A 17,571-nucleotide genomic window follows, 5' to 3' on the forward strand; every position below is an offset into this window, starting at 1 on the left:
TCAGATTAGTGGCAAATCCATCGCCGTTGCGATTTTTTAAGCACTATCCGCTGACTTTATATCAGTAGACGATCAACCGCGGAATTCGCTGCGACCGTTGTACTTGGCTTTGCCGTTCAACTGCTCTTCGATTCGCAGCAGTTGGTTGTACTTGGATACTCGATCCGAACGGCACAGGGAGCCGGTCTTGATCTGGCCAGCCGAAGTGCCCACGGCCAGGTCGGCAATGGTCGAATCTTCGGTTTCGCCCGAACGGTGCGAGATCACTGCAGTGTAACCAGCGGCCTTGGCCATCTGGATGGCTTCCAGGGTTTCGGTCAGGGTGCCGATCTGGTTGAACTTGATCAGGATCGAGTTGGCGATCTTTTTATCGATGCCTTCTTTCAGGATCTTGGTGTTGGTCACGAACAGGTCGTCGCCTACCAGCTGGGTCTTCTCGCCGATCTTGTCGGTGAGGATTTTCCAACCAGCCCAGTCGGACTCGTCCAGGCCGTCTTCGATCGAGATGATCGGGTAACGCTCGGTCAGGCCTTTCAGGTAATCAGCGAAACCTTCAGCGGTGAACACCTGGCCTTCGCCGGACAGGTTGTACTTGCCGTCTTCGTAGAATTCGCTGGCCGCACAGTCCAGGGCCAGGGTCACGTCAGTGCCCAGCTTGTAGCCGGCGTTGGCCACGGCTTCGGAGATCACTTTCAAAGCGTCTTCGTTGGAAGCCAGGTTCGGTGCGAAACCACCTTCGTCACCGACTGCAGTGCTCAGGCCACGGGCCTTCAGCACAGCTTTGAGGTGATGGAAAATCTCGGTGCCCATGCGCAGGCCTTCCGAGAAAGACTTGGCGCCAACCGGCTGAACCATGAATTCCTGGATGTCGACGTTGTTATCGGCGTGCTCGCCACCGTTGATGATGTTCATCATCGGAACCGGCATCGAGTAAACACCCGGGGTGCCGTTCAGGTTGGCGATGTGAGCGTACAGCGGCAGGTCCTGGTCCTGTGCTGCTGCCTTGGCTGCTGCCAGGGAAACGGCGAGGATCGCGTTGGCGCCCAGGGAACCTTTGTTTTCAGTACCGTCAAGCTTGATCATCGCGTGATCCAGCGCTTTCTGGTCGCTTGGATCTGTGCCTTTCAACAGGTCGCGGATCGGACCGTTGATGTTGGCGACGGCTTTGAGTACGCCTTTGCCCAGGTAACGGCTCTTGTCGCCATCACGCAGCTCGAGCGCTTCGCGCGAGCCAGTGGAAGCACCGGACGGCGCGCAAGCGCTACCGATGATGCCGTTATCGAGAAGCACGTCCGCTTCCACGGTGGGATTGCCACGGGAGTCGAGAACTTCACGACCTTTGATGTCGACGATTTTTGCCATTGTTGTAAACACTCCAAAGTTGACGAAAACGACGCAGCTAGAGGAAATCTTTTACCGTCGGCAAGTGGTGTGCAGCGGGCAGACTTGCGGACGATAAGGCTCAGGCCCGAGGGCCTGAGCAACAAATCGTGCGGTACTTTACCGGAGAAATGAGGTTTACGCGGTTTCTACCGTCGGAAAACTCTTCACCAGTTCGTCCAAAGCTTTGAGCTGGGCCAGGAATGGCTCCAGTTTGTCCAGGCGCAAGGCGCAAGGGCCGTCGCACTTGGCGTTGTCCGGGTCCGGGTGGGCTTCAAGGAACAGACCAGCCAGCGACTGGCTAATGCCAGCCTTGGCCAGGTCGAGGACCTGGGCGCGACGACCGCCGGCGGAATCGGAGCGACCGCCGGGCATTTGCAGCGCATGGGTCACGTCGAAGAACACCGGGTATTCGAACTGCTTCATGATGCCGAAGCCGAGCATGTCGACGACCAGGTTGTTGTAGCCGAAGCTCGAACCGCGTTCGCAGAGGATCAACTGATCGTTACCCGCTTCCACGCATTTGTTCAGGATGTGTTTCATTTCCTGAGGTGCGAGAAACTGGGCCTTCTTGATGTTGATCACCGCACCGGTCTTGGCCATCGCGACCACCAGGTCGGTCTGGCGCGACAGGAAGGCCGGCAGCTGGATGATGTCGCAGACTTCAGCAACGACCGCAGCCTGCTCAGGCTCGTGGACGTCGGTGATGATCGGCACGCCAAAGGCTTGCTTGATGTCCTGGAAGATGCGCATGCCCTCTTCCAGGCCGGGGCCACGGTAAGAGGTCACGGAGGAACGGTTGGCCTTGTCGAAGCTGGCCTTGAACACGTAAGGGATACCGAGTTTCTCGGTGACCTTTACGTATTCTTCGCAGACCTGCATCGCCATGTCGCGGCTTTCCAGCACGTTCATGCCACCGAAAAGCACCATTGGCTTGTCGTTGGCAATCTCGATATCGCCTACGCGGATGATCTTCTGCGCCATTGGAGTTACGCCTTCTTCTGGTGTTGAACCAAAGCTGCTTTGACGAAACCGCTGAACAACGGGTGACCGTCGCGCGGCGTCGAGGTGAACTCAGGGTGGAACTGGCAAGCGACGAACCATGGATGATCCGGAGCTTCGACCACTTCAACCAGCGCGCCATCACCGGAGCGACCGGAGATTTTCAGACCGGCTTCCATGATTTGCGGCAGCAGGTTGTTGTTCACTTCGTAGCGATGACGGTGACGCTCGACAATCACGTCCTTGGCGTAGCAATCGTGCACCAGGGAACCTGGCTCGAGCAGGCAATCCTGTGCGCCAAGACGCATGGTGCCGCCCAGGTCGGAGCTTTCGGTACGGGTTTCGACCGCGCCGGTGGCATCTTCCCACTCGGTGATCAAGCCCACGACCGGATGACCACTGGCACGATCGAACTCGGTGGAGTTGGCGTCTTTCCAGCCCAGCACATTACGTGCGAACTCGATCACGGCCACTTGCATGCCCAGGCAGATGCCCAGGTACGGAACCTTGTTTTCGCGAGCGTACTGAACGGCGGTGATCTTGCCTTCCACGCCACGCAGACCGAAGCCGCCTGGCACCAGAATCGCGTCGACTCCTTCCAGCAGCGCGGTGCCCTGGTTTTCGATGTCTTCGGAATCGATATAACGCAGGTTGACCTTGGTGCGGTTGCTGATGCCGGCGTGACTCATCGCTTCGATCAGCGATTTGTAGGCGTCCAGCAATTCCATGTACTTGCCGACCATGGCGATGGTGACTTCGTGTTCCGGGTTCAGCTTGGCGTCAACCACGGCTTCCCACTCGGACAGGTCGGCACCGCCGCACTGCAGGCCGAAACGCTCGACGACAAAATCATCCAGGCCCTGGGAGTGCAGGATGCCCGGGATCTTGTAGATGGTGTCGGCGTCTTCCAGCGCGATCACCGCACGTTCTTCAACGTTGGTGAACTGCGCGATCTTGCGACGCGACGAGATGTCGATCGGGTGATCGGAGCGGCATACCAGCACGTCTGGCTGCAGGCCGATGGAACGCAGTTCCTTCACCGAGTGCTGGGTTGGCTTGGTCTTGGTTTCGCCGGCAGTGGCGATGTACGGAACCAGCGTCAGGTGCATCAGCATCGCGCGCTTGGCGCCGACTTCGAAACGCAATTGACGGATGGCTTCGAGGAACGGTTGCGACTCGATGTCACCCACGGTACCGCCGATCTCGACCATGGCTACATCGGCATCGCCGGCGCCCTTGATGATCCGGCGCTTGATTTCGTCGGTGATGTGCGGGATCACCTGGATGGTTGCACCCAGGTAGTCACCACGGCGCTCTTTGCGCAGCACGTGCTCGTAGACACGGCCGGTGGTGAAGTTGTTGTTCTGGGTCATGGTCGTGCGGATGAACCGCTCGTAGTGGCCCAGGTCCAGGTCGGTCTCGGCGCCGTCGTGGGTGACGAACACTTCACCGTGCTGGAACGGGCTCATGGTGCCCGGGTCGACGTTGATGTACGGGTCCAGCTTCAGCATGGTGACCTTAAGTCCCCGCGCCTCCAGGATCGCCGCCAATGAAGCCGATGCAATGCCTTTCCCCAATGAAGAAACAACACCGCCCGTGACGAATATGTAGCGCGTCATGAAAAACCCTAGAAGTCTGCGTTAAAGCGGTCCGAGCCGCCGGGGAAAGCGAAGGAAGGCCGAAGCCCCCGATCACCTGCATTAATCACAGTGCACCTTTCAAAAAAACCGCCGCGTTGGGACAGACCGGCAGGTGAAACACCGGTACGTTGCTCGCTACACATTTTTTGGAATCGCCCAGCAAAGACTGCTTGGTAATCGGCAACTCCTGCAATTCAGGCGAATCCACAGAAGTTGTATCAAGAAGGGAGCGTAGTCTACCGGAAAGCCCCTTTCAGCTCAAACCTTGATCTTCGCTCAGTGGAGCCCAATGCAAATGCCAGCCGTCTTGCTCGTTGCCACTCAAGTCCCGCAGGTTGGCCACCCCGAGCAATTGCGCGCCTCGGTACAGCAGCGGCAATCTGCCACGGACGAAGCCTGGAACACTGCGCTCGTTGAGCAATCGCTTGAGGTCGCGATGACCGCGATCGCCCACAGCCATCACTTCGCCCCCCTGACGATAGCGGATTTGCAACGGCCCATCGGCAATCTGGCCGCTGAAGCTGAGCACTCCGTTATCCGGCAGCACCAGCGGTTGTGAGGGATCGCTCCAGGCAACGGCTGCGGTTGCTGGACGTAACCAGCTGCCGGTAACCCACCAGATCCGGCCGCCCGCCCGCTGCAATTCGCCCCGGGCCAGGCGCCAGATTGGCCGGGCATCCGGGGCGGCATCGCGAAGATTTTCCCAACCCGACCAATGGTCGCTGTCCGGCAGCTGGGTGAGTGCCGCCAGCCAATGACTCAAAGCGTTGCGCTGGCGTGCGGCGGACAGTCCGGTGAGCGCCGCCAGTTCCAGGGAGGGCACGCCCAGCCAATCGAACTCGCTGACCGTGCGGGCACTGGCGAGGTCGATTTGCGCCAGCTCATCAAGCAACTCCCGCGCTTCGCCCAGATGCGTGGCGCTGCGGGCCATGGTGGTCACTGCTTGCGGCCAGCGCTCGAGCATCACGGGTAACACTTGATGGCGCAGATAGTTGCGCGAGAACTGACAGTCCTGGTTCGAAGGGTCCTCGATCCAGTGCAACTGATGCTCGGCCGCGTAAGCCTCAAGCTCGGCGCGACTGACGTCGAGCAGCGGCCGCAGCAGATGACCGCGACCCAGGGCGCGTTCGCGAGGCATTCCGGCCAAGCCACGCACCCCTGCCCCGCGCATCAGCCGAAACAACAGGGTTTCTGCCTGATCGTCTCTGTGTTGTGCGGTCAGCAGTACTTCATTTGTTTGAGTGGCTTCAACGAAGGCGCCATAGCGCGCATCCCGGGCGGCGCGCTCAAGACTGGCGCCAGGCTGAACCTGAACGTGAACCACCTGCAGCGGCACACCCAGCGCGTCACAGACCGACTGGCAATGTTGCGGCCACGCATCAGCCGCAGCTTGAAGACAGTGATGGATGTGGATGGCGCTGAGCGCTGGAAGAGCTTGGGTGTTTGCGAGGTGTGCGAGGAGGTGCAGCAGGACGGTGGAGTCGAGACCGCTGGAGAAAGCGATTCGCCAGGTCGTGGCGTTGCGCCAAGGCGCAAGGTTCAGCAGAAGCCTTGCAGGCAGATCAGTCATGGGCTGACTCATATCGTTCAAACCACACAAATCAACTGTAGGAGTGAGCCTGCTCGCGATGGCGACCTTGCATTCAACACATAGGCTGAATGTCAGTCCGCTATCGCGAGCAGGCTCGCTCCTACAGGGGTTTCCATCATCTGCCGAATCGGCGTCGAATCAGAGACCGTAGCTCATCAGGCGCTCGTAACGACGGGCCAGCAGCGCTTCGTTGTCGAATTTCTTCAGCATCGCGAGTTGCGAACTCAGCTCAGCACGGATGGACGCGGCCGCCGCGGCTGGATCGCGGTGAGCGCCGCCCAACGGCTCGCCGATCACCTTGTCGACGATACCCAGGCCTTTAAGGCGCTCGGCAGTGATGCCCATGGCTTCAGCAGCATCTGGAGCCTTTTCTGCGGTTTTCCACAGAATCGAGGCGCAGCCTTCTGGCGAAATCACCGCGTAGGTCGAGTACTGCAGCATGTTCAGCTGATCGCATACGCCAATCGCCAGCGCACCACCAGAACCACCTTCACCGATCACGGTGGCGATGATTGGGGTTTTCAGGCGCGCCATGACTCGCAGGTTCCAGGCGATCGCTTCGCTCTGGTTACGCTCTTCAGCGTCAATACCCGGGTATGCACCTGGAGTATCGATGAACGTCAGGATCGGCATCTTGAAGCGTTCGGCCATTTCCATCAGGCGGCACGCCTTGCGGTAGCCTTCAGGGCGCGGCATGCCGAAGTTACGGCGAACCTTCTCGCGCACTTCACGGCCTTTCTGGTGACCGATGATCATCACCGGCTGGTCATCCAGGCGGGCAATGCCGCCCACGATGGCCGCGTCGTCGGAGAAGTGACGATCACCGTGCAATTCGTCGAACTCGGTGAAGATGTGCTCGATGTAATCGAGGGTGTACGGACGTTTCGGATGACGCGCGAGACGTGCGATCTGCCAGCTGGTCAGCTTGCCGAAGATGTCCTCGGTCAGGGTGCTGCTCTTGTCCTGAAGGCGGGAGATCTCATCGCCGATATTCAGCGAATTGTCGTTACCGACCAAGCGCAACTCTTCGATCTTGGCTTGCAGGTCGGCGATCGGCTGTTCGAAATCTAGAAAATTCGGGTTCATAGGCGTCCGTCTTGGGGCGACGTCCAAGTGAGCTTGGGTCGGCCGATTGTCTATTCGCGCCCTACCTTAAGGGAGAGGCGCGTTCAGGTCGAGATTAAAAAGTTTGGTCGAGATCAGGGCCATCTGCCAGATGGCAATAATGGCCCCTGACCGTCAACGGTATTGGAGGAAGACGTTGTCTCGCCCGAACTGGTCACGCAAGGCTTGAATCAACGCATCCGCCGGGTCGATTCGCCAGGTCTCGCCAAACTGCAGCAGGGCCTTGGCGTCAGGGCTCGTGTACTCCATGGTGATCGGACAGGCGCCACGATGGCGTTTGAACAATTCCCCCAGCCAGCGTAGCTGATCGCCCTTCAAATCCTTGGTCTGCAGCTTCAGGCGCAGGCTTTCGGCCAGATTGGTGCGCGCATCTTCCATGCTCATCACCCGCTTGACCCGCAGGCGCAAGCCGCCGGAGAAGTCATCGTTGCTGACTTCACCTTCGACCACCACCATCGCGTCAGTCTGCAACAGCGACTGCGCAGAATGGAACGCGTCAGCGAACAGCGAGGCTTCGATGCGTCCGGAGCGGTCGTCCAGGGTGATGAACCCCATCTTGTCGCCCTTTTTATTCTTCATCACTCGCAGCGCGATGATCATGCCGGCCACCGTCTGGGTATCCCGTGCCGGTTTCAGGTCAATGATGCGCTGCCGGGCAAACCGGCGGATCTCGCCTTCGTACTCGTCAATCGGGTGCCCGGTCAGGTACAGGCCCAGGGTATCTTTCTCGCCTTTGAGGCGTTCCTTGAGGGTCAGCTCCTTGGCCTTGCGGTGGTTGGCGTAGACGTCCGCATCCTCTTCGACGAACAAGCCGCCAAACAGGTCGGCGTGGCCGCTGTCGTGGGTGCGAGCGGTCTGCTCCGCCGCCTTGATCGCCCCTTCCATCGCATTGAGCAACACCGCGCGATTCTGGTCGATGCTCGCCTGATAGGCTTTCGGCTCATCGTGAAAATAGGGGCCCAAGCGATCCAGCGCACCACTGCGGATCAAACCGTCCAGGGTGCGTTTGTTGATACGCTTGAGGTCGACACGGGCGCAGAAATCGAACAAGTCCTTGAATGGCCCGTCCTGGCGCGCCTCGGTGATTGCCTCCACCGGACCTTCACCTACCCCCTTGATCGCGCCAAGGCCATAGATGATCCGACCTTCGTCGTTCACCGTGAACTTGAACTCCGAAGTATTCACATCCGGTGCGTCGAGACGCAGCTTCATGGTGCGAATTTCTTCGATCAAGGTCACGACCTTGTCGGTGTTGTGCATATCCGCCGACAGTACAGCGGCCATGAACGGCGCCGGGTAGTGCGTTTTCAGCCAGGCGGTCTGGTACGACACCAGCCCATACGCTGCGGAGTGGGACTTGTTGAAACCGTAACCGGCGAATTTTTCCACTAGGTCGAAAATGTTACCTGCCAGGTCCGCGTCAATATTGTTGGTCGCGCAACCTTCGATGAAACCGCCGCGCTGCTTGGCCATTTCCTCGGGCTTTTTCTTACCCATCGCCCGACGCAGCATGTCCGCACCACCGAGGGTGTAGCCGGCCATGACCTGGGCAATCTGCATCACCTGTTCCTGATACAGGATGATGCCGTAAGTCGGTGCCAATACCGGCTTGAGGCCTTCGTACTGGTAGTCCGAGTGCGGGTACGCCAGTTCGGCGCGACCGTGCTTACGGTTGATAAAGTCGTCAACCATGCCTGACTGCAGCGGGCCGGGACGGAACAGGGCCACCAGTGCGATCAAATCTTCCAGGCAGTCGGGCTTGAGCTTCTTGATCAGCTCCTTCATGCCCCGGGACTCAAGCTGGAACACCGCAGTGGTCTCGGCTTTTTGCAGTAACTGGTAAGTCGGCTTGTCATCCAGCGGAATGAAGGCGATATCCAGGGGCGGCTCATCGACCTTGGCCCGGTCGCGGTTAATCGTTTTCAGCGCCCAGTCGATAACCGTCAGGGTCCGCAGCCCCAGGAAGTCGAACTTCACCAGGCCAGCGGCCTCGACGTCGTCCTTGTCGAACTGGGTAACCAGGCCATCGCCGGCTTCGTCGCAGTAGATCGGCGAGAAGTCCGTCAGCTTGGTCGGGGCGATAACCACACCGCCGGCGTGTTTGCCGACGTTACGCACCACGCCTTCGAGCTTGCGTGCCATCTCCCAGATTTCTGCGGCCTCTTCATCGACCTTGATGAAGTCGCGCAGGATTTCTTCCTGCTCGTAGGCCTTTTCCAGGGTCATGCCGACTTCGAACGGGATCATCTTCGACAGGCGATCCGCCAGCCCGTAGGACTTGCCCTGCACCCGCGCCACGTCGCGGACCACAGCCTTGGCCGCCATGGAACCGAAGGTGATGATCTGGCTTACCGCATTGCGTCCGTATTTTTCGGCCACATACTCAATTACCCGGTCACGCCCGTCCATGCAGAAGTCGACGTCGAAGTCGGGCATGGAGACCCGTTCCGGGTTGAGGAAACGTTCGAACAGCAGGTCGTATTCCAGTGGGTCGAGGTCGGTGATCTTCTGCACATAAGCCACCAGCGAGCCGGCACCCGACCCCCGGCCAGGACCTACCGGCACGCCATTGCTCTTGGCCCACTGGATGAAGTCCATAACGATCAGGAAGTAACCGGGGAAGCCCATCTGGATAATGATATCCAGCTCGAAATTCAGCCGGTCGACATACACCTGGCGTTTGGCTTCGTAGTCCTCGGTAGTGTCCCGGGGCAACAGGACCGTGAGGCGGTCTTCCAGGCCGTCAAAGGACACCTTGCGGAAATACTCGTCGATGGTCATGCCATCGGGGATCGGGAAGTTGGGCAGGAAGTGCTTGCCCAGCTTCACTTCAATGTTGCAGCGCCGGGCGATCTCGACGGTGTTTTCCAGCGCTTCGGGAATGTCGCTGAACAGCTCGGCCATTTCCTCGGCACTTTTGAGGTACTGCTGGTCGCTGTAGTTCTTCGAGCGCCGGGGATCGTCGAGAGCCCGGCCTTCACCGATGCAGACCCGGGTTTCGTGGGCAGCGAAATCTTCCTGCTTGATAAACCGTACATCGTTGGTCGCCACCAGCGGCGCGCCGATTTTCTCGGCCAGGGCCACGGCCCCGTGCAGCTGCTCTTCATCGTTGGGACGGTTGGTGCGCTGGATTTCCAGGTAGAAGCGGTCCGGAAACACCTTCATCCATTCGCGCGCGAGGGTTTCCGCTTCCGCCGGATTGCCGCTGAGCATGGCCAGGCCAATTTCCCCCTCCTTGGCCGCCGACAGCATGATCAGGCCTTCGCTGGCCTCGGCTACCCACTCGCGCTCGATGATGATCGAACCATTCCGCTGACCATCGATAAAGCCTCGGGAGATCAACTCAGTCAGGTTGCGATAGCCGACCGCGTTCATCGCCAGCAGGCTGATCCGGCTCAGGGCGTTGTCCGGGTCCTTGTTGGACAGCCACAGGTCGGCGCCGCAGATCGGCTTGATACCTGCGCCCATCGAGGCTTTGTAGAATTTGACCAGGGAACACATGTTGTTCTGGTCGGTGACCGCCACGGCGGGCATGTTCATGCCGACCAGGGTCTTGACCAGCGGCTTGATCCGCACCAGACCGTCGACCAGGGAATATTCAGTGTGCAGGCGTAGATGAACGAATGAAGCCGGCATGGTGATCCTGTCTGTGAGCTCGAAAACAACAAGGCCCGGATTGTACCGGGCCTTGGCGAAAACATCAGCCTTGCACTAACTCTCGATCAGGCTCTCCCGAGCCTCATAAGCCAGGCGTACCGGGGCGAACGAGCGTCGGTGAATCGGCGTCGGGCCCAGGCGGGCCAAGGCTTCCAGATGAACGGGGGTCGGATAGCCCTTGTGACCGCCGATGCCGTAACCCGGGTAGATCAATTCGAAAGCAGCCATTTCACGATCGCGACTGACCTTGGCCAGAATCGACGCGGCGGCAATAGCCGGCACCTTGCCATCACCCTGCACCACCGCTTCGGCGCGCATGGACAGCTTGGGGCAGCGGTTGCCGTCGATCATCGCCAGCTTGGGCTGGATGTGCAGGCCCTCGATGGCGCGCTGCATGGCCAGCATGGTCGCGTGAAGAATATTCAGCTCGTCGATTTCCTCGACCTCGGCTCGCGCGATGCACCAGCTCAGGGCCTTCTCGCAGATTTCGTCGTAGAGCTTTTCCCGCCGCGCCTCGGTGAGTTTCTTCGAGTCGTTGAGGCCGAGGATCGGACGATTCGGATCGAGGATTACCGCAGCAGTCACTACGGCACCGCAGAGTGGACCGCGACCGACTTCATCGACTCCGGCAACCAGTTCTTCGACTTCTGCGACCAAGGTGAAATCCAGTCCCATCTGCATGCTTGTCTTGCTCATTGTACTTGGCCAATCAATTTCAGCACGGCGTCTGCCGCCTGGTTGGAAGCGTCCAGACGCAAGGTGCGGTGAATTTCGTCGAAACCACGGGTCTGCTCTTCACCGCCTTCGATCAAGGGGGACAGGGTCTGGGCCAGGGCCTCGACCGTCGCATCATCCTGCAGCAACTCGGGCACCAGCAGACGCTGGGCCAACAGGTTCGGCAGGGACACATAGGGGCTTTTGACCATGCGCTTGAGAATCCAGAACGTCAGCGGCGCCAAGCGATAGGCGACCACCATCGGCCGTTTGTACAACAGTGCTTCCAGCGTAGCTGTTCCGGACGCAATCAACACCGCGTTGCAAGCGGCCAGGGCGAGATGGGATTTGCCATCGAGCAGAGTCAGCGGCAGGTCACGCCCGGCCAACATCGCCTCCAGTTGGGCCCGCCGCTGCGGGCTGGCGCACGGCATGACAAAGCGCACGCCCGGGCGCATGGCGCGCAGGCGCTGGGCGGTATCGAGGAACAACTCGCCGAGACGCCCGACCTCACCGCCTCGACTACCCGGCATCAACGCCACCAGAGGTCCGTCCGGCAGGCCGAGCTCGGCCCGCGCGGCGGCGCGATCGGCTTCAAGCGGGATTGCGTCGGCCAGGGAATGCCCGACAAAGCGCACCGGCACGCCCTTCTCTTCATAGAATTTGGCTTCGAACGGGAAGAGCGTGAGCATCAGGTCACAGCCTTCGCGAATCTTCAGCACGCGCTTCTGGCGCCAGGCCCAGACCGACGGGCTGACGTAATGCACGGTCTTGATCCCGGCCTGACGCAACCTGAGTTCGATATTGAGGTTGAAATCCGGAGCATCGATACCGATGAACACGTTCGGTTTTTCCGCGATCAGGTCGGCAACCAGTTTCTTGCGCCGGCCGAGCAGCTCACGCAACCGGCCCAGCACTTCCACCAGGCCCATGACCGACAGGCGCTCCATGGGGAAATACGAGACGAGACCTTCGGCCTCCATCAACGGCCCGCCGACGCCAATGAACTCGACTGCCGGATGTTGAACCTTGAGCGCGCGCATCAGACCCGCGCCCAGGATGTCACCGGAAGCCTCACCCGCTACCAGCGCAATACGCAAATTAGCCATGATTAACGGGTAATGCCGCGGGTCGAGGACTGGATCGAGTCACGGAACACCGCGACTTCGGGGAACTGCGCCGAGGCCTCGCCGAGTTCGGTCAGCGCCTGCTCGACGGTCAGGCCCTGGCGGTACACGACCTTGTAGGCGCGACGCAGGGCGTGAATGGCGTCTTCGCTGAAACCACGCCGGCGCATGCCTTCGAAGTTCATGCTGCGGGCTTCGGCGGGGTTACCGAACACCGTGACGTACGCTGGAACATCCTTGCCGATGGCGGTACCCATGCCGGAAAAGCTGTGGGCGCCGATGTGGCAATACTGGTGCACCAGGGTAAAACCGGACAGGATCGCCCAGTCTTCGACGTGCACGTGCCCGGCCAGCGCGGTGTTGTTGACCAGGATGCAGTGATTGCCGATGACGCTGTCGTGACCGATGTGGGCGTAGGCCATGATCAGGTTGTGATCACCCAGGGTCGTTTCCGACCGATCCTGGACAGTCCCACGGTGAATCGTCACCCCTTCGCGAATGACGTTGTGGTCGCCGATCACCAGGCGAGTTTCTTCGCCCTTGTATTTCAGGTCCGGCGTGTCCTCGCCTACCGAAGAAAACTGGTAGATGCGATTGTGTTTACCAATACGGGTCGGGCCCTTGAGAATTACATGCGGCCCGATCACTGTCCCCTCGCCGATTTCCACACCAGCGCCGACGATCGACCAAGGGCCGACCTCGACGTCGTCGGCCAGTACGGCCGTCGGATCGATGATTGCGCGAGGGTCAATCAAACTCATAGTTTGCGTTCCGCGCAGATGATTTCAGCGGAGCACACTGGCTTGCCGTCAACCGAAGCCTGGCACTCGAACTTCCAGATCTGGCGCTTGCAGCTCAGGAACTTGGCTTCGAGGATCAACTGGTCGCCCGGCAGCACAGGCTGGCGGAAACGCAGTTTGTCCGAGCCGACGAAGTAATAGAGGGTGCCGTCGGCCGGTTTCACGTCAAGCATTTTGAAACCAAGGATCCCGGCAGCCTGAGCCATGGCTTCGATGATCAGTACGCCGGGCATGATTGGATGCGCCGGGAAGTGACCATTGAAGAACGGTTCGTTGATGCTGACATTCTTGTAGGCGCGAATGCGCTTGCCTTCCACATCCAGATCCACGACCCGGTCCACCAGCAGGAACGGGTAACGGTGAGGCAGGTATTCGCGAATCTCGTTGATGTCCATCATTTCGGGGGGAAGCCTATGTAAAGATTGGGAGCGCGCGACTGAAAGCGCACCCCTCTAGCAAATCAAGGAGGCAGTCTAGCGGCTGTGCACACTTGATATGGAAATGGTATCAGCCATCTGATGAAGCATTACCGTCAGGGGTCACTTCCCCTGCACGCTTTTCCAGCTGGCGCAGACGCCGCGCGATGTCATCGAGCTGACGGATGCGCGCCGCGCTTTTGCGCCACTCGGCTGCCGGCTGCATCGCCGTACCGGAAGAATAGGCACCCTTTTCGGTAATCGAATGGGTCACCATGGTCATCCCGGTGATGAAAACGTTGTCGCAAATTTCGATATGCCCCACCAGCCCCACGCCACCGGCGAGCATGCAATGCTTACCGATCTTGGTGCTGCCGGAGATCCCCACGCACGCCGCCATGGCGGTGTGATCACCCACCTGGACGTTGTGGGCGATCTGAATCTGATTGTCGAGCTTCACGCCATTGCCCAGCACGGTATCGGCCAACGCACCACGGTCGATCGCGGTATTGACCCCGATCTCCACGTCGTCGCCCACCAGCACACCGCCGATCTGGGCGATTTTCTGCCACACGCCTTTCTCGTTGGCGAAACCGAAACCTTCGCCACCCAGCACTGCACCCGACTGGATCACCACCCGTTTGCCGATGCGAACGTCGTGGTACAGCGTCACTCGCGGAGCCAACCAGCCACCTTCGCCAATCTCGCAACGCGCGCCAATGAAGCAATGTGCGCCAACAGTCACGCCAGCGGCAATACGCGCCGCACTCTCGATAACTGCAAATGCACCAATGCTCGCTGCTGGATCGACCACCGCATCGGCCGCAATCACGGCTGTCGGATGAATGCCGGCAGGCGCCTTCGGCTTGGGATCGAACAGATGCGAAATCCGCGCGTAGGCCAGGTATGGATCCGGCACTACCAGCACGTTACCGGCGAAGCCATCAGCGTCAGCGGTTTTCAGCAGCAACGCGGCAGCCCGGCAATCCGCCAGGTACTTGCGATATTGAGGATTTGCCAGAAAGCTCAACTGAGCTGGGCCAGCCTCTTGCAAAGTGGCTAGCCCAGTAATTTCTTTCTCCGGGTCGCCACGCAGTGTGGCGCCGAGGAACTCGGCCAATTGGCCGAGCTTCATAGTCGCTGTCATGGATTACTTCAGCTGATTCATGCGCTCGATAACCTGGCGAGTGATGTCGTACTGAGGTTTGACATCAATCACTGCGCCACGCTCGAAGACCAGGTCAAAAGCACCTTTCTTGATGACTTCTTCCACAGCGCTGTCCAGCTTTGGCTTCAGCTGCTTGAGCATTTCACGGTCGGCAACGGCTTTGGCTTCGTTCAGCTCCTTGGACTGGAACTGGAAATCACGGGCCTTTTGCTTGAATTCAAGCTCCAGACGCTCGCGCTCGCCTTGCTGCATCTTGTCGCCGCCAGCCATCAGGCGGTCCTGGATACCCTTGGCACTGCTTTCCAGTGTCTTGAGCTTGGACAGCTGAGGGCCGAATTTCTTCTCGGCATCCACGGCGTATTTCTTGGCCGCGTCGGATTCCAGCAGGGCCATCTGATAGTTCAGGACGGCGATTTTCATGTCGGCAAAAGCCGGGCCTGCTACCAGTACGGTCGCCAGGAGAACCAATTGAGTCAACTTACGCACGATGCACTCCTACAAAATCCATTGTCGTTATCTTGGGTCAGACGCTTAGAACGTCTGGCCGAGGGAGAATTGGAACACTTGAGTCTCAGCGTCATCCGGTTTCTTCACTGGCATTGCCAGGGCGAAGCTCAACGGACCCAGTGCTGTGACCCAGGTCACACCGACACCGACGGAACTGGCCATGTTGCTCAGGCTGATGTCGTTGCACTTGGTGCGGGACTCAGAGCCGTCAGCATTGGTGGTGTCCTTGCACTTCGAGTCGAACACGTTACCCACGTCCCAGAAGACCGAAGTACGCAGGGAACGTTGATCCTTGACGAACGGCAGTGGAAACAGCAGCTCCACACCGCCCTGGATCAGGACGTTACCACCGAACGGCAGTGGATCCTGGTCCGGATCTTCCGCGGTGCCCGGGTTGTTGCCACGACTTGGCGTACTGCGAGGACCCAAGGTGCTGTCCTTGAAGCCACGAACCGAGTTGAAACCACCAGCATAGTAGTTTTCATAGAATGGCAAGCCATCGGTCGAACCGTAACCGTCGCCATAACCCAATTCGGTGTGCAGGCGCATGGTGTAGTTTTCGCTCAGCGGCTGGAACAACTGGCCGCGGTAATCGAGCTTGAAGAACGACAGGTCGCTGCCCGGCGTAGTGGTTTCCAGGGTCAGGCTCTGGGAACGACCACGGGTAGCCAGCACGCCCTTGTTCAGGGTCGATTCGGACCAGCCGGCAGACGCCTTGAAGTTCAGGTATTTGTCGCCTTCCTTGTTCACGAAGTCGAAGATTTCATCAACGGTGTAGACACCGGTCTTGATGGTGTCCTGCTGCGCGGTCAGGCCGAAGGTCAGACGCGAAGTCTCGCTGATCGGGTAACCCACGCTCACGCCGGCACCCAGGCTGTCTACCGCATAGCTGGCGATATCGGTTTCGAGATCGTCATAGTCGGTGGTGCGATAGAAAGCGTTGTAACCCAGGCTCACGCCATCAGCAGTCCAGTACGGGTCGACATAACCGAAGTTATAGCGGCTCTGGTATTCACTGCGGGTCAGGCCGATGCTGACCTTATTACCGGTACCCAGGAAGTTGTTCTGGGTAATCGAACCACCCAGGATCAGACCGGCACTCTGGGCAAAACCGACGCTGGCGGTGATGGAACCGGAGGCCTGCTCTTCCACGCTGTAGTTCACGTCTACCTGGTCGTCGACGCCCGGTACGGCCGGGGTTTCAACGTTGACTTCCTTGAAGAAGCCCAGGCGTTCAAGACGGGTCTTGGACTGGTCGATCAGGTAGGTCGAAGCCCAGCCACCTTCCATCTGGCGCATCTCACGGCGCAGCACTTCGTCTTCAGACTTGGTGTTGCCACGGAAGTTGATGCGGTTGACGTAGGCACGCTTGCCCGGATCTACGGCAAAAGTGATGTCGACAGTGTGGTCGTCATCATGCGGCTGAGGCACGCCGTTGACGTTGGCGAAGGTGTAGCCTTCGTTACCCAGGCGGCGGGTGATCAGTTCGGACGTGGTGGTCATCAGCTTGCGCGAGAACACCTGGCCTTTCTGCACCAGCAGCAGGGACTTGACCTGGTCTTCAGGAACTTTCAGGTCGCCGCTCAGCTTGACGTCACGAACGGTGTACTTCTCGCCTTCGTTGACGTTGACAGTGATGTAGACGTGCTTCTTGTCCGGGGTGATCGACACCTGGGTCGAAGCGATGTCCATGTTGATGTAGCCGCGGTCCAGGTAGTAGGAACGCAGACGCTCCAGGTCACCGGAGAGTTTTTCACGGGCGTACTTGTCATCGTTCTTGAAGAACGACAACCAGTTGGTGGTCTTGAGTTCGAACAGGTCGATCAGGTCTTCATCAGGGAAGACGGTATTACCCACCACGTTGATGTGCTGGATAGCGGCAACGGTGCCTTCGTTGATGTTGACCTTCAGCGCGACGCGGTTGCGCGGCTGCGACACCACTTCGGTGTCGACGGTTGCGGAGTAGCGCCCCTGGGCGACATATTGGCGCTGCAGCTCGTTACGAACACCTTCGAGGGTGGCGCGCTGGAAGATTTCACCTTCGGCCAGACCGGACTGTTTAAGGCCCTTCATCAGGTCTTCAGTGGAAATCGCCTTGTTACCTTCGATTTCGATACTGGCGACCGAAGGACGCTCGACTACCGTGATGACCAGGACGTTGCCATCGCGGCCCAGCTGGATATCTTGAAAGAAACCAGTTTTGAACAACGCACGAGTGGATTCAACCAGGCGACGATCGTCAGCCTGCTCGCCGACGTTCAACGGCAAGGCACCAAAGACACTACCCGCGGAGACCCGCTGGAGGCCATTGACGCGAATATCAGAGATAGTGAAGGACTCGGCGTGAACTTCGGCGATCATCAATACGGTGAGAACCGCAGTTAGCAGCAGACGTTTCATGAAGTCCTTTCTTATTCCAACTGGCAATAAACAAACTGCCGCAA

Annotated in this window: 13 protein-coding genes; all 13 read right to left on the bottom strand. The window is 59.2% G+C overall.

Going from position 1 to position 17,571, the window contains the following annotated elements; genetic code table 11:
- Positions 1–72: 72 nt before the first annotated feature.
- Positions 73–1,362, bottom strand: a complete 1,290-nt coding sequence (gene eno, locus ORL50_RS03690) for a phosphopyruvate hydratase (RefSeq protein ID WP_008039408.1) — start codon at positions 1,360–1,362, stop codon at positions 73–75.
- Positions 1,363–1,518: 156 nt separating this feature from the next.
- Positions 1,519–2,364 carry a 3-deoxy-8-phosphooctulonate synthase gene (gene kdsA / locus ORL50_RS03695; protein WP_266009892.1) on the bottom strand — a complete coding sequence of 282 codons (846 nt, stop codon included), beginning with the start codon at positions 2,362–2,364 and terminating at the stop codon, positions 1,519–1,521.
- A gap of 5 nt (positions 2,365–2,369) precedes the next feature.
- The gene (gene pyrG / locus ORL50_RS03700; protein WP_266009893.1) at positions 2,370–4,001 is read right to left on the bottom strand and encodes a CTP synthase; all 1,632 of its coding nucleotides are present in this window, start codon (positions 3,999–4,001) and stop codon (positions 2,370–2,372) included.
- Positions 4,002–4,275: 274 nt separating this feature from the next.
- Positions 4,276–5,604 (bottom strand): tRNA lysidine(34) synthetase TilS, encoded by a 1,329-nt coding sequence (tilS, locus tag ORL50_RS03705; RefSeq protein ID WP_266009894.1) that lies wholly within the window; start codon positions 5,602–5,604, stop codon positions 4,276–4,278.
- A 147-nt stretch (positions 5,605–5,751) separates the two neighbouring features.
- Positions 5,752–6,699: an acetyl-CoA carboxylase carboxyltransferase subunit alpha gene (locus ORL50_RS03710; RefSeq protein ID WP_010462799.1), complete on the bottom strand. Its 948-nt coding sequence runs from the start codon at positions 6,697–6,699 to the stop codon at positions 5,752–5,754.
- 153 nt (positions 6,700–6,852) lie between these two features.
- The gene (gene dnaE, locus ORL50_RS03715) at positions 6,853–10,374 is read right to left on the bottom strand and encodes a DNA polymerase III subunit alpha (protein ID WP_266009895.1); all 3,522 of its coding nucleotides are present in this window, start codon (positions 10,372–10,374) and stop codon (positions 6,853–6,855) included.
- 75 nt (positions 10,375–10,449) lie between these two features.
- Positions 10,450–11,076, bottom strand: coding sequence for a ribonuclease HII (rnhB, locus tag ORL50_RS03720; protein WP_045060138.1), 627 nt, complete (start codon positions 11,074–11,076; stop codon positions 10,450–10,452).
- Between the two features lie 11 nt (positions 11,077–11,087).
- Entirely contained in the window at positions 11,088–12,218 is a 1,131-nt protein-coding gene (lpxB, locus tag ORL50_RS03725; RefSeq protein WP_266009896.1) for a lipid-A-disaccharide synthase, read from the bottom strand.
- Between the two features lie 2 nt (positions 12,219–12,220).
- Complete coding sequence (gene lpxA / locus ORL50_RS03730) at positions 12,221–12,997, bottom strand: acyl-ACP--UDP-N-acetylglucosamine O-acyltransferase (RefSeq protein WP_266009897.1); 777 nt, start codon at positions 12,995–12,997, stop codon at positions 12,221–12,223.
- Positions 12,994–13,434 (bottom strand): 3-hydroxyacyl-ACP dehydratase FabZ, encoded by a 441-nt coding sequence (fabZ, locus tag ORL50_RS03735; RefSeq protein WP_007907157.1) that lies wholly within the window; start codon positions 13,432–13,434, stop codon positions 12,994–12,996. The genes lpxA and fabZ overlap by 4 nt, the downstream gene beginning before the upstream one ends.
- 109 nt (positions 13,435–13,543) lie before the next feature.
- On the bottom strand, positions 13,544–14,599 hold the full coding sequence (lpxD, locus tag ORL50_RS03740) for a UDP-3-O-(3-hydroxymyristoyl)glucosamine N-acyltransferase (RefSeq protein WP_266009898.1): 1,056 nt from the start codon (positions 14,597–14,599) through the stop codon (positions 13,544–13,546).
- A gap of 3 nt (positions 14,600–14,602) precedes the next feature.
- Entirely contained in the window at positions 14,603–15,106 is a 504-nt protein-coding gene (locus ORL50_RS03745; RefSeq protein ID WP_010462812.1) for an OmpH/Skp family outer membrane protein, read from the bottom strand.
- 45 nt (positions 15,107–15,151) lie between these two features.
- On the bottom strand, positions 15,152–17,527 hold the full coding sequence (gene bamA / locus ORL50_RS03750) for an outer membrane protein assembly factor BamA (protein WP_266009902.1): 2,376 nt from the start codon (positions 17,525–17,527) through the stop codon (positions 15,152–15,154).
- Positions 17,528–17,571: the final 44 nt, after the last annotated feature.

The sequence above is a fragment of the Pseudomonas sp. RIT-562 genome, assembly GCF_026241895.1.
Lineage (GTDB): Bacteria > Pseudomonadota > Gammaproteobacteria > Pseudomonadales > Pseudomonadaceae > Aquipseudomonas > Aquipseudomonas mandelii_F.